This window comes from Wolbachia endosymbiont (group A) of Volucella bombylans, from assembly GCF_964026965.1.
In the GTDB taxonomy this organism is placed as follows: domain Bacteria; phylum Pseudomonadota; class Alphaproteobacteria; order Rickettsiales; family Anaplasmataceae; genus Wolbachia; species Wolbachia pipientis.
Genome location: NZ_OZ034717.1, coordinates 1,186,182 through 1,212,814, shown reverse-complemented (window position 1 = coordinate 1,212,814; position 26,633 = coordinate 1,186,182). Strand labels below are relative to the sequence as shown.

Sequence of the window (26,633 nt, the reverse complement as noted above, 5' to 3'; positions counted from 1 at the left end):
TTATTTTTTAAAGAAAGCATCGATGCACGCATCTCGAAAGGCTTCATTTATATCAGGATGAGAGTGACAAATTCTGTATATATCCTCTGCTGCTGCGCCATATGCCATTGCAACCGCTGCTTCGTTGATTAGCGTATCAGCGTATGCTCCTATGATATGCACACCTAGTATTGTATCTGCTCTGCTACAAGTCAGCACTTTCACGAATCCTTCAGCATCATCAGTGATTTTTGCTCTGCCATTTGCAGCAAATTGACACTTACCCACTTTGTATTCACGGCCAGCATTTTTGAGTTCCTCTTCGGTTTTACCAATCGAAGAAACCGCAGGGTGAGTGTAAATGACAGATGGTATGATTCCATAATCAACGTGAGGTACTTGCCCAGCGATTATCTCTGCAACTGCTACCCCTTCTTCCTCTGCTTTATGAGCAAGCATTGCTCCACCGATCACATCACCAATAGCAAATATTCCTTTCACATTAGTTTCATATCTGTTGTTAACTTGAACGAAACCGCGATTATCTTTTTCTATTTTTTCATCAATACCAAGATTCTCAGTGCATGGTTTGCGACCTACTGCAACCAGCACCTTATCTGCTTCTATAGTATTTGTTTGGTTATCTTGAGCAGAGCAAACTTTCACACTCAAAGAGTTACTACTTTGTTTTATCTCCTCAACTTTAGTGCTAAGTAAAAATTTTATTCCTTGTTTTTGTAGACTAGAAAATAGAGACTTACTTAATTCTCCATCCATTGCTGCAGCGATTCTGTCAAAAAATTCTACTACAGTGACTTCAGACCCTAGCCTCCTCCATACAGAAGACATTTCAAGCCCTATTGCCCCGGCTCCGATTACGACAAGTTTTTTTGGTACTTCAGTTAAAGATAGTGCACCGGTGGAAGAAATAATACTTTTCTCATCGATATTAATTCCTGGCAAAGAAATAACGTCAGAACCGGTTGCAATTACTATATTTTTTGTCTTCAGCACCTTACCTTCAACTGAAACTTCAAGATTACCTTGGTCAAAAGAAGTAATTTCCCCAAGCCCATTGACTTTAGTGATTTTGTGAAGGTTAAACAGATATTCTATACCTTTTCCAAGTTCCTGAACTCTGGCATCCTTATAGCCTAGCATTTCTTTTAAGTCGAAACTTGCGTCCTTAATTTTTATGCCAAACTTCGACAGATCATTTTTCGTGTGAGCATACTGATAGGAAGAATGGAGCAATGCTTTGGAGGGTATGCACCCAACCCGCAGGCACGTACCACCAAAAATGCTATTTTTATCTATGCAGGCAACTTTCAATCCAAGTTTTGCAGCAGCGATAGCACACTTATAACCACCTGGACCACCACCTATAACAATCAGGTCATAATCAATCATAAAGAACAAACCTATTTTCTAAAGAATAAACACCTTTTCCCTCAGTTGTTACATATATTTTATCGTGAGTAAACACTGGAGTGTGAAACACATTGCCAGGTACTTTGACTACCTTTCCTGCATTTTCAGATCCCGGAAAAGCAAACATTGAACCTTTATTGCTTGTCACCCACAGTGTATGGGCATGCATAATTGGAGCAAACAATTGCGTATTTTCTATTAAATCAGATGCCCAGACTGTTTCTCCATTTTTTATATCCAGGCCAATTATTTTATCGTCTTTAGTAACTATAAAAATTCTTCCGCCTTCTTTTTGCTCCTTTGGAGGAATAAGAGGACTGTAATATGATTCAATGTCTGATACACTTTTTACTTGCAGTGACTTTGACCATAAAATATTCCCTGATTTTACGTCAATACCATAAATATAAGAATTGTTTGTAGCTATTAAAGTATCGCCAAGCACTCTCGGTGTAGTAGTTACATCTGTGAGCTGTGTATCCAAAAGGTTTGTAGCCAATTTTTGGCTCCACAATTTTTTACCGTCTTCATTAAAAGCTATTAACTCACCATTTGAAAATGGCGCTATTATTTTATCGTTAGAAATTGCTGGCGATATGGAATACAAACCTCGAACCTCATTGATACCGTTTTGATAAGCCCAAACGAAGCTGCCATCTTTTATATCAAACACGTACAGATAATTATCAATAGTCAATACTACCAATTTATTGTTTATTACTGCTGCTTTCTCTCTTACTGGAGCTCTCAATTCTTTTTCCCACTGAATCTTGCCGGTTTTTGCATCTATTGTGTGTAGAACGTTATCCACTATAAAGAAAACGTTTCCTCTGTGACGCAATAGGCTCATGTTACTAATTTTTTTTCTGTGTGAGAGGTGTAATTTCCAATTCATAGCCTTTGAGTTATCAATATCAAAGGAATATAAAGCGCCGTGCTTGTCTGATAAAATAACGCTATTTTCTGTAAGCACTGGAGCTACATATCCTTGAGATAGTTTTTTATCCACTAGACTTATTCTCTCGCTTGCCATTGTGTAACTGCTACACAATAACATTATCATGACAATTATTACTTTCATTATTTATTGAAAACAAGATTCATTAATATACATCTTAAGAACCTTAATTACAACGGAAATGTTCTTGCTGCATGTTAAAAACGTTGATTTATGAACGAAATATTATATTATTATGTGAGATAATGTATACTCTTAGAGGTAGTACACCTCATCCACTATGCGGCAACGTGCATAGCTGTACGAACGTATCCGTTCAGGAGAGTGGTTTAAGAAACAATAGATAGGAGATTTTGGAAAGGATTGAGACTCCTTTGTTTCCAAGTTAAGTATAATGAAATTATCCGCTCAAGGAATGTATTTCCCCGCTTTGATTGTGTAAAATATGAGTTTTTGCGATAAACGACATAATGCCGAATTTGCCGTTCAGCGTGGTTATTTGTCAGCGGAATATTTTCTGGGTCATCTAAAAATTTCCACATCATTCTTTCAGATCTCAGAACATTTTTTGCAACTCGAGAGGCTCCAATTGCTTCAGGTAAACGAGATATCTCCTTCAAGTAATACTTTGTACGTTTTCTTAATTTTCTGGCACGTCTGACAAACCTCAAAACATCTATCTCACTTTTTAGTAAAGCTTTTTTTAGTGCAAATAATTCAGTGGCCACGTTTCTCAAGTAACAACCCAGAACTTTAACTTCAATATTCCAACTATGTGCTAATCTTTCAAAATCTCTTGATAAATGTGCCCAACAGATTTGCCTGTTTTTATCGGCAAAATAATTGTATGCTGCATACCTGTCAGTTATTACCAAGCTATTGCGATTGCAGAATTTACTATTTTGTAAAACTTTCATTCCTCTTGACTCTGTAAATTTTACAAAACTTGCCGTATTGCTTGCAAACATCCAACACCAAGCGAGTTTACCTTTGTTATAATGGCTCGTTTCATCAATATGTAGAACTTTACTCCTACTTATCTCTTGTTCGATCTGCTCATACATTTTTTTGCATTTTGAAGCAACTCTATGTTCACTATTTGATATGCTACCGACGCTTATGTTCAAATTGAAGATATCATTTACGACACTCGCTATTTCGCGTTTTGAATTTTTGTAGAATCCGCTGAACGCTGCAATTATTGACTTAACCCTTGGACCAAATGTATCTGGCGTAACACCTTCCGGTAACTTGCTACTTCTTCTCTTTCCGCATCTCCGACAACGGCCATGTTCTAACTGATATTCCACTACATAAGGCTTGATTTCTGGAAGATCAACTTTCTGATGAATATATGGTTTTTCACATATTGCAATTTCTCCTCCGCATTCGCAAGTATTAGGCAACTCTATCTTTACTACTTTATCTGCATCCATGTTGGCGCGAAAACTTCCTTTATGACCAACCTGACCGCCAATATTCCTTTCGCTTTTCGGCTTATTCTTTTTTATTTTATACAACTCTTTGGAACTTGGTATTGATGAATTTTTTGAGCTTAAACCGAGTCTTTCTCTTAACTCAGCATTTTCTATCTTTAAAGCCTTATTTTCTGCTTTTAAACTTTCATTCTCTTTTTCCAATCTTTCTATTTTTGCTTCTAACCTTTCTATTTTTTGCTGTAAATTTTTGCAAAGTTCTAAAAGGTTTACCATATTATTTCACTTTTGCTCTATGATTATCTTTTTAGATCACCTTGTCTACCTTATTCTGCCACTCCGCTGAACGGATACGTACGAACATTGAGATATAAAAGTAATTTATACCAAGAAGAAAGATGTCATCCAAATAGCCTCTTTTCCTGTCATCCCAGTGCTTGACACTGGGATGGCTCTGTTGCATCGCAACTGAAAAAATCTGGTGGCTACTGACAAAATTCATTATAAAATAGCCATTTAACCGCTTAAGGAAAAATATGCCACAAAAAATGAGAGTTAGTAACTGCCATGAATATAACAAATTTCTAGAAAAAAGAGGAAATATTTTTCGTTACATCGATAAAGCTATCGAAAATTGGTATGAAAATAGTCCAAAAATGCAGGGCGGCAACTATATTTATAGTGATAAAGTTGTGATTTTAGTGCATATAATCGTTAATCTTTTTAGAATTGGCTTAAGACAAACAGTCGGGTTTATAAAAGGATATTTGCAACAAATAGGAAGAGATTTGGCAGTTATCAGCTATTCGTAAGCTTCAAAAAAAACTTAATATTAAGATCAATGATTGCAGAATTGATAAAAATAATATGGAAGATATCGAAATTGCCATAGATAGCACAAGCATCAGCATTTATAACAACACACAGCAAGGAAAATAGCGCTGACAGAAAATATCGTGGCTATGAACAGACAAGAAAATTGCATGTAATGTTGAATATAAACAGCAAAAAAGCCATAGCTGCAGAATACAGTAACGGTCTGATCACTATGGAGCTTGCGATTTACTTAAAGGAGTTAATTTTCAGCATGCCATAAAAGCACTATATGCAGACAGAGCATATGACAGACATAAACTCTATAAATTGTGTGATGAATGCGGCATAAAGACAAAAATTCCTCCAAAAAAACAATGCAGCAGAGCATCCAAAGTATGGCAGAGAGAAATGCTGCAATTAGACTAATAAAGTCATACAGCGAAGATGGAATGAAGAGGTGGAAAAGGCAAACAAACTACGGAAAAAGATCTTATGTAGAAAGTTTTTTCTCGCGACTGAAACAAACATTCGGGTTTAATTTTCGGAACAAATCTGAAATTAATCGTGGGAAGGAACTGCTACTCAAGTGTTATTTGCTTAATCAATTTACTGACATTGGTATGGCTAAATTTGAAATGGCTACATGAATTTATCGTAAATTACCACCGCATAGTTGTAACATTGTACCATATTACAATGTTCGTACAGTTGTGTGCGCGACCGGGGGTTTTATACTATTCTAGAAGTAACATACGGAAAAGGGGGGATTCGAACCCCCGACATATTTTCATATGTGCACGCTTTCCAAGCGTGTGCTTTAGACCACTCAGCCACCTTTCCATGCTTATTCATAATATTGAAAATTGTACTGCTAAACAATATAAAAACCTGGTATATAGGGTTCACCACGAAAATTCACAGTATTGTTAAACTTGCTTCTGCAAGTTGGAAATGTTTTATCGCAACCTGCGAGTATTGAATATTTATCTCCAGCAAAAATTTGGTATGGAGGCGAAGTAAACAACGTAACTACTTTATTTTTATATTCTTTTACTACACCTTCAAACGCTATTGAGCCAAAGAATTTTACTACTCCGTGCTTATAATATTCATCACTCTCAGTTAAATTCGTGTCTTCAAATCTTCTTTCGTCTATTACTTTAGTGATTGTACTTATTTTACTAAATTTTTTAGTATCGGCTTTACATTTATCATCGCAAAATTGTGCTCTGCATGCAGGAGAGTATAATTCTGCTATGCTTCTCTCAAGCTTTGCTGAAAGCCCTCTAATTTCAACAATAAATCTTCCACTACTTAATGTCACTTTACCAAAAATTCCTGAATGTAGATTCATTGTTCCCTGGGTCAAGTCTTTATAATTCACAAGAAATATTTCAATATTTGCAAAGTCGTACTTTCCTGATAAAACATCTTCTTCTTTAATATCAGCACTATTTAATATCCCTTCAATTTCTAGATTATCAGTTTTTAAATCGCTGTTTAATATTATACTACTGGCTGTAAATCCACTTGAAGATTTATAGAGTATATTATCAATATTTAAATCTTCATCATAGTCAGTGAATCCCATTACTTCTCCACCTGCGAGCTTTAATTTCTAGCACGTAGCGGTGGTAAGTAATTCTCCAGCTAAATGATTTTTTAGTGTGGTTTGCATAGGGGCCTCTTGCTTAATTGATTAAATTTGAAAGTAGCTATACGGCCAGTAGAATAAGGGCAGTGTGTTCTTTTCTCATCATCTAAGTAGCCATAAAGCGTCATTCCGGTGACCATAGGGTGTCATTCCAGTGCTTGACACTGGAATCCAGGAAATTTTGCTTGTAAGTAAGCAAACTGATTTGGTGAGCATAAAAAGTGGCTGATCTTATGCTGAATAAACGCTTTTGATGAAGTTGCATGGAAAGCTGGACCCCAGTGTCTGGGCACTGGGATGACATCCTTCTTGGTGGAGTGTCCTCAAATCACAATGTTCGTACAGTTGTGTGTCACGCACTGGGATGACAGGAGAGAGGACACCATATGTTTATTTGATCGACAAATAAACACTAACAGACAAGAATACACCACAGTTAACTGTGGTGTGTACTGGCTGGTTAGAAAGAAAACTTCACACCAGTAAGAAGGAGAATTCCTTGGTTAGAAGGTACATCAGCATCAGACTCATCTTTCAGCTTACCTGTTTCGTTAGTCATAAAATAATGGAGAGCTGCGTAAGGAACAAATTTGCTCTTACTGCATGCAGGAGACAGATCATATTGAACGCCAAGTGCACCATCATGAAGCATATCTTTGTCATTCATTCTGCTGCCAAAATACGTCAAACTTGTGTAGATATTCTCATGTTGATACCCAGCTCCTACAGTCCAATACATGGTATCTATACTATCTTTACCAAATTGAGCTTTCAGCCCTTCCACTCTTTTGCCATCAGTAGCATCTTTACTATCAATTTCCGTATAGGTATCACCAATTAATTTTTTAATACCCTTCGGTTGACCAGATTTGCCCAAGTATGCAAAAGAGGCAGCAAATTTTACGCCTTGATCTTCATTAATCTTATAATCAGCGCTTACACCCAAATTAACACCCATAAGGTCATTGTACTCTACATATTCATTATAAACATGCTTATCTTTATTTAGTTTTTTTGCTTGACCATACTCACCAACTGCAGAAGTTTTAACTTTTACATTATATTTATCAAAGTCATATTCATATGATGCACCAGCACTTACTATGTGCTCATAGTCTGGACCGACATGCCTTATCTTATCTTTTACCTTACCGTTTTTCTCTTCTTTTTCTTTCACAATAAACAAGCTACTATCATAACGAGGTGCATAACTGATGCCAAACCTTGCGCCCATATAATTTGGTGAGTAGTAAGCAACTCTAAATGGCAGTGTAGTCATAACGCCTTTGTTATATTTCCCTGCCATACGGAAAGAGAATTTTTCACTTTCACTCGAAAAACTTTCAGTGTAAAGACGTGGTGTTACATAAAATGGAAAGCTAGCAGCGCTTCCTTCTAAGTTCACTTTTCTGAACCAGTCACTATCTGCAGCTCCGTCAACAGTCGCAATTCTTGTTGCATCAAGCCTCATCAGAGCCTCAGGACCAAATTGGTAACCAAGCTTCACGTCACCATATTTTGAGTTAACAAACACATGCGCACTTCTGCCTTTTGCAGCATAAACACCCTGTGAAGCTCCCTTACCTTCGGTCACTGGGACATGAAACTGCACGTCAGCACCATAAAGAAGACCTAAATCTTCATTCTTATTTTCTGCTCTGAGGTGCAATATTGCATCAGCAATCATACCCATATCGTTGCTGTAATCACCAATATTTCCTATTCCTTCATAGAATATTGGATTTGCTCCTTTTGTTATATCTGGAGTGGCATTATAATACTCTGTAGATCTGTTTGGCATAACGTTATAACGTTTATAATCTGCGCCACTTGGTCCAGCTTTGCCATAACCTTGAGCATCAACAACACCACCAAAAGTTATTCTTAAATTACTTTGCCCTTGATTGGTATCGATAATATCAACTCCACCAACTGAAACAACAGGACTTGCCTTACCTTTTTCCTCTGTATTTTTGTTAACAACTTTTATATCCTTCTTTACATCTTTAGCTTCAACTTTAGCATTCTTAGTTTTAGAACGCTTAGTTTTTGAAACTTTACCTTTTTCTATATTAGAATTCTTAGCGTTTAGAGCTTTCGCTTTTGAATCCTCTATAAGCTTTGCTTTTTTCTCATTTGCTAGCCTGATCTCCTCTTTTTTCTTCTGCTCGGCTGCTAATCTCATCTCTTCCTTTTTCTTAAGCTCTTCAGCTTTTTTTCTTGGATCAGCATTACATATTCTGTCCATCTTTTCTTTCAGTTTTTTATTTGATGTTTTCATAACTTCTGTTTTTCCAGAAGTTTTTGTGCTCTCTTGCTTTTTTATTTCCTTCATACTCTCATCAGGAAAGTCAGCTGCAAAACTGCTGAAAGAACATAAAGTTAATAAAGAAACTATAGCAGTTCTAGTATACATAGACTTTTTCATGAAGTGCCCCCAAAAAATTTCGAAATCATATCTTAAATGTAAATAGTATAAAAATGTTGAAAATTCAACTTAAAGCAACCTTATAACGAAAATAAAAGTAAAATGCAATACCTTAAAAGCAACTTTCTTAATATGCTCAACGTGTATATTAACCAAAATTTAGTACAGAGGTTCGCTTGTTAGTGCATTATAACTCGACTATTTATTCTATGGAAGTAAAATTTTTCCACCACAAGTTATTTGCCATTCTTCTTTAAATTTCTTTAGGTATTCTTTTTTTTCGCACTCTAAAAGCAGCTCTTCCACACTTTTGTTGTAGCTTTCAGTAGTAATCCGTCCCTGATGATGCATGAACCTTAAGTAAATCAAATAAGTGTTAATTACATCTGTTTCACAATAATCTCGAATCTCTTGTATCTTGCCGCTATCGTATAAGTCCATAACTTGTGACCCATCAACTCCAATCTTACCAGGAAGATTAAATGCTGCGCAAACTTCGTTCATTTTTACTCTCGCAGAAGCTCCAAAATCAGAGAGGGATTCAAGCAAATCACAATGCCAATCACTGCTATATCTCTGATTGTAACTATTCCACTTATCGCCAGCTTTATGAAAATATTCTGCTTGAATGCCATGGACCATAGCACGATACTTCAGCACTGGTATATCAAAAGTGCGTCCGTTGAACGAAACTAATCTTGGCTTTTTCTCTGATATGTAGTTAAAAAATCCTTTCACTAGCTCCTTTTCACTGGAATTTAGTGTGCCTCCAGATCTTATTTCTTGCAGTGTGAACACCTCATAACCACTCTGGTAGCTTATATTGCAAAGTAAAAAACTAATAACTACAACAAGGTGAAAAGGCTGACGCAGAAAAGAGTTTTGCCCGTTTGTTATTTCAAGATGATATTTTGTTAATGCATCCCTCTTCTCTTCTACACTACTATCATCACTAATATTGAGTAAATTTTTGCAGGAATTTACATCTGGTATAGTTTCAATATCAAATACCAATAAAGAATTAAGCATTGCCTATATACTCCTCCGGACGGTCGATCCAAGGTCGCACTTTCACAAATAAAAAGAGGTGTACCTTGCACTCAAATAATTTTTCTAGTTCAGCACGCGCTTCGATATTAATTTTTTTAATATTACTGCCATCTTTTCCTAGTACTATTTTTTTATGATTATCTTTCAACACAAATATGATCTGTTTGATGACTAAACTCTTATCTTTTTTTTCCTCAAATTGTTCAGTTATAACAGCTGTAGAGTATGGCAATTCTTCACGCAAGTTCAAGAATAATTTTTCTCTCGTAATTTCTGCTGATAAAAAATTTGTCGAGGAATCGGTTATTTGATCTTCTTCATAAAACCAGGGGCTCACCGATGCAACTTCAGACAAGTAATTCATCAAATCAGAAAGTCCATCATTCTTTAATGCTGATATCATAAAAACCTTTTCAAATTTATAAAGCAAATTCAGATGCTCATGCGCCATCTTTAATTCAGGCCTTTTTACCAAATCAGTTTTATTGATAACCAAAATGCATCTGCCTTTTGTGCGCTGCAGCCGCATAAATATAGTCTTAATTCTTTCTATATTTTTCAAATAATTGCTTACATCAACAAGCAACAAAGTGATGTCACTATCCTTAACTGCCGACCATGCAGATTTGACTAAAGCTTTTTCAAGTTTTGTTTCTGCTGAGAAAATTCCTGGGGAGTCAGTAAAGACAACTTGTGTGTTGTTGCATGTTGCAACACCCCTTATTTGCGTCCTTGTTGTTTGCACTTTAGGGGTGACAATTGCAATTTTCTTGCCTATGATGCTGTTAATTAATGTAGACTTCCCAGCATTTGGTAAGCCAGCTATGGTTACAAATAAGCATTTTTGTTCTTTCACAAAGAAAATTATAAAGAAAACTGAATGCCCGCGTCAAGCTACTTATATGACAAGAAGGATGACAGAACCCTTTTTGGTTAGCATGCAAAAAGGAAAAAAACTTATTCTACAAATTAAAAATACAATATACTCAAAAACTTTTCAGAAAATCCATAGGAGGGTTTGCTAATGAAGGTTCTTGAGTTGACGCCATTGCCAGAACGACTGCTTGATTTAAGGGTAACGTTTTAACCATAAGGTCACTAACTCCTTAATATGTGTGTTCATAATTTGATTTTCCACGAAAGACATAATAGCAATAACCAGTGTAAGTTAAAATGATTGGTAAAAGCGGTATTATAACAATGAGCATTAAAGATAAACTTGGCCCAGAAGCAGCTGCATCCAGAATGGTATATTGAAAAGGTATAATCCATGGGTAGATACTAATTCCTAAACCTAAATATCCCATAAAAAAAATAGCAATACTGAGAAAGAATGGACGGTACTCCCGTTTAGTATTCTGAAGATCAAACCACAGCATGAAAAATAGCCAAGATGTGAGTAATGGAATAGAAAATAAATAATAAAAATTTGGCATACTAAACCAAAAGTTTTTAATACGTTCATTTAAAAATGGTGTCACTACACTCACTAGTCCCATGAAAATACCTACAAAACCAAGCGTATAAGAAGCAACCTTGCGTGCCCATTCTTGTGTTATATTTTCTGTCTTCATTATGAGCCATGTAGAACCTAAAAGTGCATATCCAAATATCACAGCAATGCCTGTCATTACACTAAAAGCACTTGCCCAATCAAATTGGCCACCAGAAAAGTTGCGTCCGTTTACTTCTACACCATGTATAAATGCACCTAAAATCATGCCTTGGCAAAATGCAGCACCAAGTGACCCAAAATGAAAGGCATAATCCCATAATCGCCTGTATTTTCCTTCTGCCTTAAAACGAAACTCAAAGGATACTCCGCGCACTATAAGGCCAAGCAGCATAATAATGATTGGAATATAAAAAGCAGGCATTAATATTGAATATGCAAGAGGAAAAGCAGCAAACAACCCTCCACCACCCAATACCAACCATGTTTCGTTTCCATCCCAAAATGGTGCAATTGAGCTTATCATGTGATCACGGCATTTATCTGACGGTGCAAAAGGAAGTAAAATACCAATACCTAAATCAAACCCATCCATTAAAATATACAGTAAAACAGCTATGGCAATTAGTAATCCCCAGATTAGGGGTAAATTAATTAAGGAAGAAAAATCAAACATGATTGTTGTCCTTTCCAGATGTACCAGCATCAATCACTGAAGCTCCAATACCGTGTTTATAAAATTGCTCTTCTTCTTTAATGACAGGAATTCCTTTGTATATAAGTTTCAGAATATAGTAACTACCTGCTCCAAATATAAGGGTATACATAACGATAAATGCAATCAAAGACCATGCAACCTGAGGACCGGTAATCGCAGATGAAAATGATTCAATTGTGCGCATAATTCCATATACAGTGTAAGGTTGACGGCCAATTTCAGTAGTAAACCAACCTGCAAGTAACGCTATGAACCCAGACGGCATCATTGATATCCACCATCCATGTAAGAAACAACTTTGGAATAATTTGCCACGAAGATACTGTATAACACTTACTGACCCAATTATGATCATTAAAATTCCAACTCCAACCATTATACGGAAGGACCAGAATACCCATACTACAGGTGGTCTATCTTCTTTTTTCCATTCCTTTAATCCTTTTACTTCTCCTAAAAAATCATGTGTTAAGATCAAGCTGGCAAGATTAGGAATTTTTATCTCGTAGTGATTAATTTCATTTTGCTGATCCGGATAAGCAAATAAAAGTAAGCCAGCCCCTTTTTCGGTTTCCCATATACCTTCCATTGCAGCAATCTTAGCAGGTTGATGCTTTAGTGTATTTAATCCATGCCTATCTCCCATGAACAGCTGAAATGGTGCAGCTAAAGCTACCATAATGGTTGCCATACCAAGCATAATTCTTGCTTGAGGAGCATGTCGTTTTCTCCAAAGATAAAATGCTCCTACACCACCAACCACAAAAGCTGTTGTAAGATAGGCTGCTGTTACCATATGAATAAAGCGATAAGGGAAAGAAGGATTAAAAATAATCTCTAACCAATTGGTTGGATATAGGAGACCATTCTCACCAATCGTGAATCCAGCGGGTGTTTGCATCCAACTGTTGGCCGCAATAATCCAAAAAGCTGAAATAAGCGTTCCCACTGCAACAATACAAGTAGAAGCAAAGTGCATACGAGAACTTACTCTATTCCATCCAAATAGCATAATACTCAAAAAAGATGCCTCCAGAAAAAAGGCTGTTAAAACCTCAAAGGAAAATAGAGGGCCGAGAACATTGGCTATGCGGTCAGAAAAAATCGACCAATTGGTACCAAGTTGATATGACATTACAACTCCAGATACCACTCCCATGCCAAAAGCAACGGCAAAAATCTTGATCCAGAATTTATAAACATCACGGAAACGTGTATCACCAGTCTTAAGCCAACACCATTCCAAAAAGGCTAGAAAACTTGCAAGCCCGATCGTGAAAGCAGGAAATATAATGTGAAAGCCTATTGTGAAGGCAAACTGAATTCGAGCTAATAATAAAGGATCAAATTTAAACATTTTACCTAATACCCATGTATTACAAATAATAGCCAAATCTGCCTATAATTCAATCCATTTTTTCACAAAATTGACCTTATCCAGAAAAAGTAGAGAGAAAGTTAAGACGTTTTTGTCATGAGAATAAATTGTGCAGGAATACAACTGTTCTCCCTTGTCATACCGTCACGGTATCTCTAGATCCCGCTAACACGTAGCGGAATGACGATTGTCAGGCCAGCGCCCCTATGATGTCATCCCAGTGCTCCTTTTTTTGTCATCCCAGTGTCAGCTACTCGGATGACATCATCCTTTTTTTGGGATTCCAGCGTCACGCGCTGGAATGACACCTTCCGTATAAACATTAAGGAATTTACCAAACGAAAAAAAAGGCAAAAGAAGCCCCGTGGTTGGCTAATTACTTACATTATACTTTCAAGTATGGCGTTTTTTTATTCTAAACGCTTAATAACCGCGATTTAGTTGCTTTTAAACCGCAACTAATCTAAATTATAAACGTTAAGAAATTTACTAAACAGAAAAAAAGGCAAAAGAAACCCTAGGGTAGCTAGTTATTCACTATCCATTTTTTAAGTTGGCGTTTTTTTATGTTTTAAACGCTTTATAAGCGCGTTTCAGCTTATGTAGGTAGAAATTTTATAAGACATAAGGTGCACATAGTGCAAAAAATTAAACATGAGACGCCAGATACGTGAGTTTTTTTGTCATTTAATCTGTACAGAGAAGATAAATAAATAGCTTCACTTTCATGATAAGGGGGTTGGCGAAGGGTGTCAAGTAACTTTTGCATTTAATCCATTTCTATGGCTTATATGATAATCGTTATTGTAGTATAATTTAGAATAATGCAATAGATACCTAAATGTTTTAGCTATTAATTATATGTTGCACAAAAGCATATATTGCCCTACCATCCAAGTAGGTTAGAAATAAAGAGGTTTTTATGAGTTTTACTTTACCTGAATTACCATACGATAAAACAGCTTTGGAGCCTTATATATCTGCAAAAACCTTAGATTTTCATTATGATAAGCACCATAAAGGATATTTAAATAAACTCAACGAGCTAGTTGAAAATACGGATTATCAACATGTAAAAATTGAGGAATTAATAACAAAAGTGCATGGTAATAGCGGCAACTTGCCTATATTTAATAATGCAGCACAAGTTTGGAATCACACTTTTTATTGGAATTCAATGAAAAAAAATGGTGGTGGTAAGCCTAAAGATGGTAGTCTTCTAGCAAAAAAAATTCAAGACGATATCGGTGGCTTTGATAAATTTTATGAAGAATTTTCGAGTCATGGAGTAAGCCAGTTTGGCAGTGGATGGGTATGGTTAGTGCTCGAAAAAGGTAGGTTAGGAAAGCTCAAAATCACCAAGACTCCAAATGCAGATTTGCCAATAATTTATGGCCAAGTGCCACTACTCACTATGGATGTGTGGGAGCACGCCTATTATTTAGATTGTCAAAACCGTAGAATTGACTACATAAAAGTTTTCCTTGACCATTTAATTAATTGGGATTTTGCAGAAGAGAATTTAAAAAAGAACACATAAGATGAATGTACCCCAGGTAACAAAATTAGATAATGGTCTGCGCATAATAACTGAGCAGGTGCGTGATGTTGATTCCGTAGCTTTAAGCATACGAGTTGGTGTTGGCAGTAGAGCGGAAAGTGCAAATCAAAATGGAATATCCCATTTTCTAGAACACATGGCTTTCAAAGGGACGAAGACAAGAACTGCATTTGAAATTGCAAAAGCTTTTGATGACATAGGTGGGGTTTTCAACGCCAGCACTGGTAGGGAAAGCACCACCTATTATGCAAAAGTCCTCAAGAAAGACATAAAAACTGGTATTGATATATTAATAGATATATTGATGAATTCCACGTTTCCAGAAGATGAATTGGAACGTGAGAAGGGTGTTGTAATACAAGAGATTTTTCAAACTAATGATTCACCAAGTGACATTATTTTCGACAAATATTTTGAGGCAGCTTATAAAGACCAACCATTTGGTAGGTCAATCTTAGGCACGCAAAATACTGTAAAATCTTTTACTCGAGGAGATCTAGATAATTACATAAATGAGCATTACTTTGGTGAGAATATGCTATTTGCCGTTGCAGGAAATGTTGAACATGAAGAAGTTGTTGCATTAACCAAAGATTTTCTCTCAAAGATTCATTCTAAAAAGCTGAAAAAAAGCCAAAATGCGAGCTGTACTGGTGGTGAGTATTTAGAACATCGTAAATTAGATCAGGTACACTTGCTAATTGGTCTACCTAGTGTTTCTCGCCATGACGATAAATATCACACGTTTCAAGTGCTTGATTCTATATTAGGGAGCGGAATGTCATCACGTTTATTCCAGGAAGTAAGGGAAAAGCAGGGATTAGCTTACTCTGTTTATTCATTTAATTCCAGCTATACTAATACAGGAATGTTTTCCATTTTTGCTGGTACAGACAGTAGTAACTTAGATAAGCTTTTAAAATCTATAACGACAGAGTTGAAGAAGTTGTCTACAGATGATCTGAAGGAAGAAGAAGTAAATAGAGTGAAAGAGCGAGTAAAATCCCAAATTTTAATGTCACGCGAAAGTGTTAGCTCACGTGCTGAAACATTGGGACACTACTACGGTAACTATAATAGGTACATCAGTAAAAATGAATTAATAGAAAAAATTAGTGCAGTTACCACTGCTAACGTAAAAAAAGCAGCAGAAGAATTGTTATCTCAGCATGAAAAAACCACTCTAGCTGCAATTGGAGAAATTGAATCATTGCCAAGTTACGATAAAGTGGTTTCTATGCTTAAAGCTTAGTGTACTTTAATTATGTTGCTTAAGCTCACTAAAAAGTTCAATGAACGGTTGCAAAATCCTTTCTATAAAAAGTTTGCTTTCTGGTTCATCGCGTATATTACTTATCAGTTTATTCAAAGTTTTCTCGCTGTTTCGTAAAAATAAATAGCTTTCTACTGCTTGCACACCAGACAAGACAGTCAAAATTCCTCCTATCACTAGACAAGCAGCTATAGCAGGTACGGTACCCACTGCAATTGCAGTTGCGATTAATGATAACCCAGCTAAGAATGTAACGGCTGAAACGCAAAACGCTATTTGATGTTTTTCTTTATTGTTAACCATAAATACCTCACAAAAACTATATTTTTAACATACCAGTGTTGTCATGTATTGTCAAGTTTTTAAAGAAGATTAAAAAATGCAACGCACATGTGCAAAAAACGCTAACTATGGATTAGCCAAGGAAGAAAGAGTAGGAAGAGGAAGGCTTTTTCTGTTTTAGGGAATATAAAATAAGCGTAGAAAAATATGAACTAGGTGTATAATTCACAGTGTAGTGGTGTCTCACTAATCCAATTATTTTTCTCCCGATCTAGCCTATCATCTAATATAGCCTGCCTTATTGATGCCATTAACTTATTCATAAAGAAAATATTATGAATGGTAACGAGCGTGTAAGCCAGGAGCTCTTTAGCTTTCAGTAAATGGTGTATATAAGCTCTTGAATGTTTTCTGCAGGTAAAACATAAACAGTCACTTTCAATTGGGTTGTTGTCCAGCTCAAATCGTTGATTCCGCAAATTAATATGCTCTTTGCACTTTGAAGAAATAGAATTTCTGTTTTTTACTTTAACAAGTGCGCCACCATGCCTTGCTAAGCGGGTTGGATGCACGCAATCAAACGTGTCAATTCCAAGCTCTACTCCGCGAAAGATGTCCACAATTCCACCAATACCAAGCAAATGAGTAGGCCTGTCTTTTTTCAGGTGGTCCATAGTGAAAGAAACTACATCATGCATCTGCTCTTTACTTTGACCAAGTGATCCACCTATTGCTTGACCAAAAAATGGCAAATCGTTGATAAAATCACAACTTTCTCTACGTAAATCTTGATACACTCCGCCTTGACTAATTCCATACAGTGCCTGCTTGCCATTATTGTTTTTTCCAAATTCATTTAAAGAACGTTCAGCCCATCTGTGGCTCATGAGCATTGATTTTGCTGTGTATTCTTTGCTTACGTGAAATGGAGTGCATTCATCTAAAACTAGGATTAAATCTGCACCTAATTTCTGTTGAATTTGTACAGATTTTTCAGGAGTTAAGCAATAAATTTTACCATTAATGTAAGAACGAAAAATTGCCCCATCCTCATTAATTTTGATCAAAGTTTTTTGTTTTTTTCTTATTCCTTTTATCTCTTCCGAAACTGATCCGTGGCCTAAGCTAAATATCTGATATCCACCTGAGTCAGTTAGCATTGGCCCATTCCATCCTATCATCTTGCGCAAACCACCAAGTTTTGCAACAGTATTCTCTCCTGGTTGAAGCATTAGGTGATAGGTGTTGGAAAGTATGATTTGGGTACCAGCTTCACTTATTCTTTCAATATCTGCAGCTTTAATTGCAGCTTTTGTTGCGCAGAATATAAAAGCGGGGGTTTCTACGCTTCCATTTGGAGTTTTAATTGTTCCAACTCTTGCAGAACCTGATTGCTTGATTCTCTTGAATGAAAATTCTTCTTTCATCTATTTGCCTGAAAGTTCTGTTATGATGTTTTCTACTTTCTCAGGAGTAAGATTTTCATAGAAGTCATTATTGATCTGCACAACGGGAGCATTAACGCATGCACCTAGGCATTCAACTTCTTTTAAAGTGAACAAATTATCTTTAGTAGTCTCACCGATATTGATTCCAAGTTTTTTTTTAAAGGTATTTAAAACTTCTTCACTATTGCACAACCAGCAAGGAGTTGTTCTACAAATTTGTATTAGATATTTGCCTACTGGTTTTAAATTATACATGGTGTAAAAATTTGCCACTTCATATACACGAATATGTGGAATATGCAGCATATCAGCAACATAACGCATAGCAGATTCAGAAACCCATCCGCATTGCTCTTGAACCAGATATAGTAAAGGCATAACAGCACTACCTTCTCTACCTTTGGGATACATCTCTATAAACTTTCCCGCTTTCTTGAGGTTTTCTGATGTAAAACTAAACTGCTCTTCTTTTTCTATCATTCATGAGACTCGTGTAAACTTTAACAGATTATACCTGTAGAACCAATGATTGCAATTGTTGGTTTTTTGAGAAATAGCATAAAGCTTCTTAGCCCTCTTCAAGCTTATATTTACCTTTTAGTATAAAATATTATATTAATTTTTTAATTTTAGTTAAAATTTTCATTGACATTAACACACAGGAGTAATCATAATAGCATTTTATTAATATTTTAAATAAAATTATGTCTATATTAAGAAGATTACTCGGATCAACTCAAATACACCGGAAATTAAAGAAGCGATAGGTTTTAATCCAACAAACGTAGAATTAATTGAGGGGAATGGAGTTGCTTACGGACTCAGCTATCAAGATAATGGTAATGGGAGCAGTAAAGTAAAATTACTTATTAGTCCATTATATCAATCAAAAACATACGAATGTGGTACAAATATCAGCGTAGCAAATGAATTCAAAGATCAATTATCTCTCACATTAATAGAAGATTCAGCTGAAATAGATAAAGTTGGAGTTATCTTTCCTGAAGAAGGAATTAGCGAAGAAGGAGAAAAATGCGTTAAAGGCTTATCTTTTAACACTTACGGAATTAAACAATCAGTTAATACTCCTTCAGTTGAACATTTAGATAAAAGAAAATTACAAAAGAATATTGATAATAATAGTCTTGCAAATGTGGGCAATAGTTACTTTCAACCAAGAGCAGTGAAAGTTGGTAATGGTGACGTAATTGTAATCGCCCATAACTTAAAGGATCAAACTTTAGTTTCTTGGTACTTAAAGTCAAGCGAGAGCGGAAAATTTAAGGTATTGACTGGAGAAAAAGGTGTTACAGAAAGAAAATTGTTCAATTTTGATAATCAGGGGCAATTGGCATTAAATGGAAACACGATGCTTTATTCGCAAGTGAGCAAAAGGATTACTAAGGAAAATCAAGAGGTGAGAAAAACACGTATTTTTAAATTTGATATGGCTAAAGTGATTCAGGGTCTGAAGGATGGAGTTAATGGCTTTTTACTTGGTAATCGAAAAGGTCAAATAGATAATAAAGCACTATCTCTTTCTAGAGAACATGAAATAAGCTTTTTGCAGTATGTTGAACAAACGGAAGGAAATGATCTAGTTGCTTTTCTTGAAAATGACCAATCAGCTAATGAGCAGAGGTTACATATAGCAACTCTACTTAAAAATGGATCAGTGTCAGATTTTCCTATCTATCAATTTACAGATCCTATAGAGCAATTATATATTAAAGGCAACGGTCAGGGTGGTTTTATCGTAACTGCGGTAAGTGGAGAAAATATTGTAACTTTTAATCAAAACGGCTCTGGAAAATCTTCTGAAGCAACAATAATACCGGCAAATAGCATCAAAACTCTCAGTGATTTTGTTAATATCATTAACGGTCGATTAACGCCAGATATTATTTCTAGTAGTACCATGGCTCCTATAACTGTTGCAGAAACGGTTGTGACTTCTAAGAAAACGCCGACTGCTGCAATTACTAGCACAGCAGAAACCGACGCTGTGAAGACTACTAAATTGACAACGGAAGCCGTTGCACCTACTTCTACAATAAGTAAACCTTCAACGGAGTCAACGACAGTAGCAAAAACAACTACTACTTCACAAGCGACCACGGTTGCTACAACGTCAACTAGTGTGCCGATAGTAACTTCAGGGACTGAGACAAGTACTGTAAAACCTACAGCAGCGACTGGTGCGTCGACTTCTACGATGAGTAAACCTTCAACAGAGTCAACGACTCAAACAAGTACAGTAACAGTGAAGCCAACAACAGAAGCCGTTGCACCTACTTCTACAACGAATAAACCTTCAACAGAGTCAACGACTCAAACAAGCACAGTAACAGTGGAACCAACTGCGCCAACAACAAGCTCAGAGAAAACTACACAAACAGTATTTAGTATACCAAGTACTAGAACAAAAGAGTCAACAACTCCTATATTCACCACGACTTTACTTCCTCAGTCTACTTCTTCACCACAACCTACTCAACTTGCTATAGGGTCTAATAAGGCAGGAATGATAGGGGGATCTTTGGTTGGAGCAATAGGTATTGTTGGAATTATAGGATTCATAGCATATAGATATGTTAAGGGTCGTAATGCTGCTCCTGTATTAGAACTAACTGATTTGGGTTATAGAAGGCGATCATCTTCAAGTAGCGATGAAGAAATTTTTACCACTGGTAACAGAATGCGAACTATATATCAATCTGAAACAGTGCTAAATAGTATATCAGTAGAAAGTAGTAGTCGATCAAGAAGTAGCTCATCGTCTTCAAGCGGTGGACCAGGCTCTTGACTAACTGAAGCGGAGTCTAAAAGTGAAAAAAGCTTATCTTGGGATAGTGATGATGTGCCGGAATATCACCTTTAGCTATTTGTCTAAATGTTTTTAATATGTAGACTGTTAGGAAATTGTCTTTTGCTTTTGTGATTTTCATGTTAAAGTATAATTCCTAGGTGAAATAAGTAGCTGCTGTTGTGTGATAAACATAGCAGAGGAAAGTCCGGGCTCCAAGGAAAAATAGTGACGGGTAATGCCCGCCGGAGGTAACTCCAGTTATAGGGCTACAGAAAATTACCGCCTAAAATATTTTTAGGTAAGGGTGAAAAGGTGTGGTAAGAGCACACCATGGCAATGGCAACATTGGTAGTCGAGTAACCAACACTAGGAGCAAGATTAAATAGAAGTAGATTTTATGTTTTCCTCATATCTACTCGGGTAAATCGCATGCGGTAAATGGTAACACTTACTCCAGATAAATAGCTACATAAACAGAACTCGGCTTATATTTCACCTAGGCGTTCACATGATACGTGCGATATAAGCCATGCTATATTTAAATGTGTAGGCATTTCATGCGTTGTCCTTCACTTGTTCTGCTTGATAGCCATCACTACTTTCGCCTACATTAACATTAGAATATTCATCATCATCAATATACTCTTTCAGAACATACCCTCTGCCCCAAACGGTTTCTATGTGGCTTTTTCCATCATTTGCACTTTCAAGTTTCTTACGTAATTTGCACATAAAAACATCAACTATCTTGTTATCTGAAGGTTCATCTAAGCCATTGTAAAGATGATTTAAGAACATTTCTTTTGTTAATACTGTTCCTTTACGCAGTGCTAGCAATTCTATCATAGAATACTCTTTATTAGTAAGGTGAACCGTTTTACCTTTCACCTCAACAATCCTGTGATCAAAATTGATATTTATATTACCAATCTTTATCACCGATTCAGGATGGCCTTTAGTACGACGCACTATGGCCTTAATTCGAGCTAATAACTCACTTTTATGAAATGGTTTGGTTAAGTAATCATCGGCACCATACCCGAGTCCTTTAGCTTTGTGATTGACAGCGGATATACATGAAAGTATTAAGACAGGAACTTTGATTTTTGCACTTCTTAGTCTTAGCAATATATCATATCCGTCAATATCACCAGGCAAGTGTATATCTAAAATAACTAGGTCATAGTAATCTCCGTTTGAGGAAACCATATTATTGTTATAATCTTGTGCAGAAGTAACAACGTCACAGAAATGTCCATCAGAAGTTAAGGCGTTAACCACAGTCTTTGCACTTACTTGATCATCTTCAATTAATAATATACGCATATTTTACACCCCATAAATAATTTATAATTTTAGTAATATATATAACTAAGGAAAGTAATAAATCAAATTTTTATTAACAAATGATCAAAATTACACTTATTAATTAATAGTAAATATATTGTTCCAAAGTTATATAAATAGATCTAAAATATAATAGACATACCATGATAGTAATAATATTTTTAGTAAATATTGAATTAAAGTTACTATTATTAAAAGAATACTTCGGTTAATAAATATTTAACTATTCTATATGTCTGTGTTATATTTTTAATTTACTTATCCTACTATTTTAAAGTATAAGTAATATTTTCAGGAATATTGTGTGGCAATATCAATTTTAGGTGCTGGTGCATGGGGTACAGCAATCGCAATTTCATTAGGTAGTAAGAAAGATGTGATTTTGTGGACTCGCAATGAAACTACATTTGAATCAATCAACGGGAAAAGAGAAAGTGACAAGCTACCCGGTTGTCGAATTTCTGATAATGTGTCAGTAAAATTGGCTATTGAAGACACAATTAATGCTTCAGTAACAATCCTCGCTGTTCCCACTCAGTCTCTGAGGAAGGTATGTCAGCAATTGCATAATTGTAATCTGAAAAAAGATGTAGCAATAATTTTAGCTTGTAAGGGAATAGAAAAGTCTACATTAAAATTACCTAGTGAAATAGTAAATGAAATTTTACCTAACAATCCTATTGCTATTTTTTCAGGTCCTAGCTTTGCTGTAGAAGTTGCAAGAAAATTACCCTATTCAATGGTTCTTGCATGCCAAAATAACACATTAGGTTCAAAGCTAGTATCAGAGCTGCAACAAGAAAATGTTAAATTGGAGTTTAGTAACGACATTATAGGAGTACAGATTTGTGCAGCGTTAAAGAACGTTTTTGCTATAGCGTGTGGGATTGTTCTAGGTAGTAAACTTGGGTTTAATGCTCATGCAGCATTGATTACGAAAAGTATGAGCGAAATTAAGGCTTTATACTCAGCAAAAATTGGTGACGGTAGTGTGGATATAAATACACTACTTGGGCCAGCATGTCTCGGTGACCTAATTATGACATGCACATCCTTGAATTCAAGAAACTTATCTTTTGGGTTTAAAATAGGTAATAGTGACAATGGCTTTAATGTTCAGCAGATTTTGTCAGAAGGCAAGTCAGTGATTGAAGGTTTTAGCACTGCTGAGTCCATATTTAATTTAGCAGGAAAGCTAAAGATAAAAATGCCTATATGTGAAGCGGTCTATAGATTATTGTATGAAAGCGCCTCTATAGAGGATACTATTTCTGTTCTTATAAGTTAATTTTGTATTTGGATATATTGTGAAATTTTTATATAAATTAATATCAACGTGGTGGCTGTCTGGAACAGTAAAAAAAATGCCAGGTACTGTGGGTAGTTTGGCTTCTTTTCCGCTTGTTCCTGTAATCCTGAGCAACAAAATTTTAGGTGCAGCAATTATTTCTTTTTTATTCTTAATTGGATTATGGTCTACAGGTAATTATATAAAACATTACAAGACTTCATGTGATCCAAAAGAGGTAGTAATTGACGAAGTGGTTGGTCAATTGCTGACGATACTTTTAGTTTCGATATTGTTAAGCCAAGAGATGAATTGTTCTTCATTGTTGTTGTGCTTTTTTTCTTTTAGGTTTTTTGATATAATAAAAACGTGGCCTATAAATTTAATCGATAAAAATACCAAAGGTCCTTTAGGTATTATGCTAGATGACGTTATAGCTGCAATTTTAGCCTGTGTTCTTATAGGAGCCTTTTATTGTTTATTGTTGGTGTATGCAGGATAAAAAAATTTATTATTCAAGCTTAATTGTTCAAAATCTAAAGGATTATATACTGTACACAGCGAATTTATCTGAGTGGGAAGTACACGATGAATTTGATAACATCATATTTACAATAAATGGTACCAGGGAGTCATTATTTAATTTTGTGTTCTGTGGAGATCAATGTACCGAGCTTTCTATACAAAAAACTCTAGATTATCTCAGAACAAGAGATATAGAAGCAACATGGGTAATAAATTCACATATGAAAATAAGAGATATTTTAGAAAAGTGTGAAATAAAACACGTTAGCACACCAAAAAAAGCTTTACTTAATATGAAAAATTACTTTTTACCTGCTGATGTTATTCCAAACTTGAGGTTAAATGCTGTGAATGGTAGCAACCTCTTAGAACAGTTAGATCTACACACTTCTAAAATTTTTTATCATGGCGTTGGAATTGTCAGCACATTTTTTCGCGGATTATCAAATTATGATGATAAGAACTCAAGATTAAGATTTTTTCTTGTAACACTAAATAATGAAATTATTGGGACATGCGGTCTTTATGTTCAAGATAGCGTAGCTGGTTTTTATAGTGATGGAGTTTTACCAATTTACAGGAATCGTGGAATAGGTACCCAAATGGTTTTAGAAAGAATAAAGATAGCTAAACAGCTTGAATGCAAATATATAGTAGCACATTGTATGAAATCTTCTGTGAACCTTTATAAGAGATTGGGCTTTCAAATGTTAGGCAATCTTTACTTATATACCTCTTCAGCATAATTCTGAGCGGTTACAAATTTTTACATTTGTTTTAAAAGTGCTATGTTTTTTTTGTATGAAGTGGTTTTAATATTGATTCTAATATTATTCTTTCTCTCTTATTCTAAATTAAAAATTAGTAATAAGATTAAGAACTTACAGCATCAAAATGTTATCATAAATAATTTAATTGATACTGTGAATGATGGGTTTTATATTTGGGATGCAAAAAAACGTATAGAAAAGTTCTCTCCCAATTTACTAATTTTGCTTAATACTGTTTTTTACTCATTTAATGAGTTTGTGAATTTTTTTGAGCAATCAGAAAGCTTAATCAAAAATTTTGTTGAGGCAAAGGAAATAAATAAATCTTTTACTCTAGATTTAAAGTCAAAAGACAGTGAGGTTTATTGCATATGTTACGGTAGAAGCATAATAGATGATTCTAACAATGTGATAGGTGTGCTGTTATGGATAAGGAATGTCTCAGACTGTAAGATAAAGGCTAACGGACTTGAGTTAGAAAATAGTAAGCTTACACAGGAAGTGGAGAGCTATAAAAACGTTTTCAACTCTTTACCATTTCCAATACTAAGATATAACAAGAGTAGAAAGGTGGAATTTTATAACTTGTTTTATGATAAATATGTAGATGGTTCTAAGAAATTTGCTATTACCGGTAGCGCTCATAGCACAAAACCAGGAAGACATGTCATAACTTATAAGAACGAACCTAAGGTTTTCGATTTTGTTAAAATTCCAATACAAGGTTCTGGTAGCATAGTAATGTATGGGAAAGATGTTAGTGATGCAGAGAAATTATATACTGAATTAAACAGTTATTTAGCTACACAGAAAAATTTGCTTGAGAGGTTACCGGTTGCTATAGTAATATATAGTAAGAATCAAAAGCTAAAATTTTATAATAATGCTTTTATAAAAACCTTTCAATTTGACCCAAAATTTTTGGCATCTTACCCAACTTATCATGAAGTTATGCTTTACCTCTGCGAATCTAAAAAGCTTTTAGAAAAAGAGGATTTTCAAACTATTAGTAATCAAAGACATGAGTTGTTCAAAAAATTATTTGAATCGTATGATGATACGATGCATTTCACGAATGGAAAAGCGTTCAGGGTATTAACAATACCCTACGCTTCGGAAGGTTTGCTGTTCTCTTACGAAGAATGCAAAAGATAATACTTAAACTCCTTCTCTCTCTACCATGAGCTGTTTTACTTTCGCTATTGCTCTTGCTGGATTAAGTCCTTTAGGACAAGTTTTTGTGCAATTCATTATTGTATGACAACGATACAACTTGAATGGGTCGTTTAAAACATCAAGTCTTTCACCTGTCTTATTATCACGGCTGTCAGCAATCCATCTGTAAGCTTGTAATAGTATTGCTGGTCCTAAAAATTTATCACTATTCCACCAGTAGCTTGGGCAACCAGTCGAACAGCAAGCACATAATATACAGTCGGACAAGCCATCTAATTTTTTTCTATCTTCAGAAGATTGAGAGTATTCTTTATTTGGTAGGGCAGGCTTATCTGCTTGTAACCAAGGTTTAATTGATTTGTATTGCTCATAAAATTGGCTCAAATCCGAGACTAGGTCCTTTATTACATACATGTGAGGTAATGGATATATTTTTACGTCACCTTTTATATCATGTATAGATCTAGTACATGCAAGAGTATTGGTTCCGTCAATATTCATGGCACAAGATCCACATATGCCTTCTCTACAAGAACGTCTGAAAGTTAAAGTCGAATCTATTTCATCCTTTATTTTTATTAATGCATCAAGTACCATAGGGCCACAACTATCCATATCAATAAAAAATGTGTCTATTCTAGGGTTTTTCTCGTCATCAGCAGACCAACGGTAAATTTGAAATCTTCTGATGTTTTTTGCTCTAGCAGGAATAGGATAAATTTTGCCCTTTTGATTAATTTTAGAATTCTTTGGCAAAGAAAACTGAACCATATCACTTACCTTTTATTGTTTATAGCTAAAACCCTTTGTAGATAACATATTTTATTATCATCTACTATATTTTTATTAAATT

Annotated in this window: 24 protein-coding genes, 1 tRNA gene and 1 other RNA gene; 11 read left to right on the top strand and 15 right to left on the bottom strand. The window is 35.3% G+C overall.

Features of this window, described 5'->3' with window-relative positions:
- The 3 genes from lpdA to AAGD51_RS06115 all read right to left on the bottom strand — a co-directional run bounded on the left by lpdA (position 1) and on the right by AAGD51_RS06115 (position 4,080).
- The gene (gene lpdA / locus AAGD51_RS06125) at positions 1–1,389 is read right to left on the bottom strand and encodes a dihydrolipoyl dehydrogenase (protein ID WP_236514553.1); all 1,389 of its coding nucleotides are present in this window, start codon (positions 1,387–1,389) and stop codon (positions 1–3) included.
- Positions 1,382–2,491, bottom strand: a complete 1,110-nt coding sequence (locus tag AAGD51_RS06120; protein ID WP_077188230.1) for a PQQ-binding-like beta-propeller repeat protein — start codon at positions 2,489–2,491, stop codon at positions 1,382–1,384. The genes lpdA and AAGD51_RS06120 overlap by 8 nt, the downstream gene beginning before the upstream one ends.
- Before the next feature lie 206 nt (positions 2,492–2,697).
- Positions 2,698–4,080 (bottom strand): IS66-like element ISWen3 family transposase, encoded by a 1,383-nt coding sequence (locus tag AAGD51_RS06115; protein WP_341810389.1) that lies wholly within the window; start codon positions 4,078–4,080, stop codon positions 2,698–2,700.
- A 260-nt stretch (positions 4,081–4,340) separates the two neighbouring features.
- Here AAGD51_RS06115 and AAGD51_RS06110 point away from each other — a divergent pair, with 260 nt between their 5' ends.
- The 3 genes from AAGD51_RS06110 to AAGD51_RS06100 all read left to right on the top strand — a co-directional run bounded on the left by AAGD51_RS06110 (position 4,341) and on the right by AAGD51_RS06100 (position 5,267).
- Positions 4,341–4,616 (top strand): transposase, encoded by a 276-nt coding sequence (locus AAGD51_RS06110; protein ID WP_236514554.1) that lies wholly within the window; start codon positions 4,341–4,343, stop codon positions 4,614–4,616.
- 280 nt (positions 4,617–4,896) lie between these two features.
- The gene (locus tag AAGD51_RS06105; RefSeq protein ID WP_285520262.1) at positions 4,897–5,046 is read left to right on the top strand and encodes a hypothetical protein; all 150 of its coding nucleotides are present in this window, start codon (positions 4,897–4,899) and stop codon (positions 5,044–5,046) included.
- Positions 5,016–5,267: a hypothetical protein gene (locus AAGD51_RS06100; RefSeq protein WP_022626339.1), complete on the top strand. Its 252-nt coding sequence runs from the start codon at positions 5,016–5,018 to the stop codon at positions 5,265–5,267. The genes AAGD51_RS06105 and AAGD51_RS06100 overlap by 31 nt, the downstream gene beginning before the upstream one ends.
- Before the next feature lie 106 nt (positions 5,268–5,373).
- Here the strand turns inward: AAGD51_RS06100 and AAGD51_RS06095 are convergent.
- The 7 genes from AAGD51_RS06095 to AAGD51_RS06065 form a co-directional block, all read right to left on the bottom strand.
- Positions 5,374–5,460, bottom strand: a tRNA-Ser gene (locus AAGD51_RS06095).
- Between the two features lie 31 nt (positions 5,461–5,491).
- Positions 5,492–6,211, bottom strand: coding sequence for a DUF2163 domain-containing protein (locus tag AAGD51_RS06090; RefSeq protein ID WP_236718472.1), 720 nt, complete (start codon positions 6,209–6,211; stop codon positions 5,492–5,494).
- 523 nt (positions 6,212–6,734) lie between these two features.
- Positions 6,735–8,702: a porin gene (locus AAGD51_RS06085; RefSeq protein ID WP_236514555.1), complete on the bottom strand. Its 1,968-nt coding sequence runs from the start codon at positions 8,700–8,702 to the stop codon at positions 6,735–6,737.
- A gap of 207 nt (positions 8,703–8,909) precedes the next feature.
- Entirely contained in the window at positions 8,910–9,731 is an 822-nt protein-coding gene (locus AAGD51_RS06080; RefSeq protein WP_006279435.1) for a 3'-5' exonuclease, read from the bottom strand.
- Positions 9,724–10,608 carry a GTPase Era gene (era, locus tag AAGD51_RS06075; protein ID WP_077188232.1) on the bottom strand — a complete coding sequence of 295 codons (885 nt, stop codon included), beginning with the start codon at positions 10,606–10,608 and terminating at the stop codon, positions 9,724–9,726. The genes AAGD51_RS06080 and era overlap by 8 nt, the downstream gene beginning before the upstream one ends.
- Positions 10,609–10,858: 250 nt before the next feature.
- Positions 10,859–11,881 carry a cytochrome d ubiquinol oxidase subunit II gene (gene cydB, locus AAGD51_RS06070; RefSeq protein ID WP_010962802.1) on the bottom strand — a complete coding sequence of 341 codons (1,023 nt, stop codon included), beginning with the start codon at positions 11,879–11,881 and terminating at the stop codon, positions 10,859–10,861.
- Positions 11,874–13,280, bottom strand: coding sequence for a cytochrome ubiquinol oxidase subunit I (locus AAGD51_RS06065; protein ID WP_006280502.1), 1,407 nt, complete (start codon positions 13,278–13,280; stop codon positions 11,874–11,876). Before AAGD51_RS06065 ends, cydB begins: the two co-directional genes overlap by 8 nt.
- Positions 13,281–14,223: 943 nt before the next feature.
- On the opposite strand from AAGD51_RS06065, the gene AAGD51_RS06060 reads away from it, so the two are divergent.
- Both AAGD51_RS06060 and AAGD51_RS06055 read left to right on the top strand, forming a co-directional pair.
- On the top strand, positions 14,224–14,841 hold the full coding sequence (locus AAGD51_RS06060; protein ID WP_151807956.1) for a superoxide dismutase: 618 nt from the start codon (positions 14,224–14,226) through the stop codon (positions 14,839–14,841).
- Between the two features lies 1 nt (position 14,842).
- Positions 14,843–16,114: a M16 family metallopeptidase gene (locus AAGD51_RS06055; RefSeq protein WP_236514557.1), complete on the top strand. Its 1,272-nt coding sequence runs from the start codon at positions 14,843–14,845 to the stop codon at positions 16,112–16,114.
- 6 nt (positions 16,115–16,120) lie between these two features.
- Here AAGD51_RS06055 and AAGD51_RS06050 read toward each other — a convergent pair whose 3' ends face one another.
- The 3 genes from AAGD51_RS06050 to nuoE form a co-directional block, all read right to left on the bottom strand.
- Entirely contained in the window at positions 16,121–16,438 is a 318-nt protein-coding gene (locus AAGD51_RS06050; protein ID WP_010082444.1) for a hypothetical protein, read from the bottom strand.
- Positions 16,439–16,629: 191 nt separating this feature from the next.
- The gene (tgt, locus tag AAGD51_RS06045) at positions 16,630–17,844 is read right to left on the bottom strand and encodes a tRNA guanosine(34) transglycosylase Tgt (RefSeq protein WP_236514558.1); all 1,215 of its coding nucleotides are present in this window, start codon (positions 17,842–17,844) and stop codon (positions 16,630–16,632) included.
- Entirely contained in the window at positions 17,845–18,345 is a 501-nt protein-coding gene (nuoE, locus tag AAGD51_RS06040; RefSeq protein ID WP_010962799.1) for an NADH-quinone oxidoreductase subunit NuoE, read from the bottom strand.
- A 673-nt stretch (positions 18,346–19,018) separates the two neighbouring features.
- Here nuoE and AAGD51_RS06035 point away from each other — a divergent pair.
- A complete protein-coding gene (locus tag AAGD51_RS06035; protein WP_341810436.1) occupies positions 19,019–20,671 on the top strand; it encodes a hypothetical protein in 1,653 nt (550 codons plus the stop codon).
- A 157-nt stretch (positions 20,672–20,828) separates the two neighbouring features.
- Positions 20,829–21,178, top strand: an RNA gene (gene rnpB, locus AAGD51_RS06030) — RNase P RNA component class A.
- 51 nt (positions 21,179–21,229) lie between these two features.
- Here rnpB and AAGD51_RS06025 read toward each other — a convergent pair.
- Positions 21,230–22,000 carry a response regulator transcription factor gene (locus AAGD51_RS06025; RefSeq protein WP_006280099.1) on the bottom strand — a complete coding sequence of 257 codons (771 nt, stop codon included), beginning with the start codon at positions 21,998–22,000 and terminating at the stop codon, positions 21,230–21,232.
- Positions 22,001–22,325: 325 nt separating this feature from the next.
- Between AAGD51_RS06025 and AAGD51_RS06020 the strand changes: the two genes are divergently transcribed.
- Genes AAGD51_RS06020 through AAGD51_RS06005 form a run of 4 tightly spaced genes read left to right on the top strand, consistent with a single transcriptional unit; the run spans position 22,326 to position 25,759 of the window.
- A complete protein-coding gene (locus tag AAGD51_RS06020; protein ID WP_006280098.1) occupies positions 22,326–23,309 on the top strand; it encodes an NAD(P)H-dependent glycerol-3-phosphate dehydrogenase in 984 nt (327 codons plus the stop codon).
- Positions 23,310–23,328: 19 nt separating this feature from the next.
- On the top strand, positions 23,329–23,811 hold the full coding sequence (locus tag AAGD51_RS06015) for a phosphatidylglycerophosphatase A (protein ID WP_006279290.1): 483 nt from the start codon (positions 23,329–23,331) through the stop codon (positions 23,809–23,811).
- Positions 23,801–24,580 (top strand): GNAT family N-acetyltransferase, encoded by a 780-nt coding sequence (locus AAGD51_RS06010; protein WP_006280097.1) that lies wholly within the window; start codon positions 23,801–23,803, stop codon positions 24,578–24,580. The genes AAGD51_RS06015 and AAGD51_RS06010 overlap by 11 nt, the downstream gene beginning before the upstream one ends.
- 42 nt (positions 24,581–24,622) lie before the next feature.
- Entirely contained in the window at positions 24,623–25,759 is a 1,137-nt protein-coding gene (locus AAGD51_RS06005; protein WP_236514561.1) for a hypothetical protein, read from the top strand.
- A 3-nt stretch (positions 25,760–25,762) separates the two neighbouring features.
- On the opposite strand, the gene AAGD51_RS06000 is transcribed toward AAGD51_RS06005, so the two are convergent.
- Complete coding sequence (locus tag AAGD51_RS06000) at positions 25,763–26,551, bottom strand: succinate dehydrogenase iron-sulfur subunit (protein ID WP_010082472.1); 789 nt, start codon at positions 26,549–26,551, stop codon at positions 25,763–25,765.
- Positions 26,552–26,633: the final 82 nt, after the last annotated feature.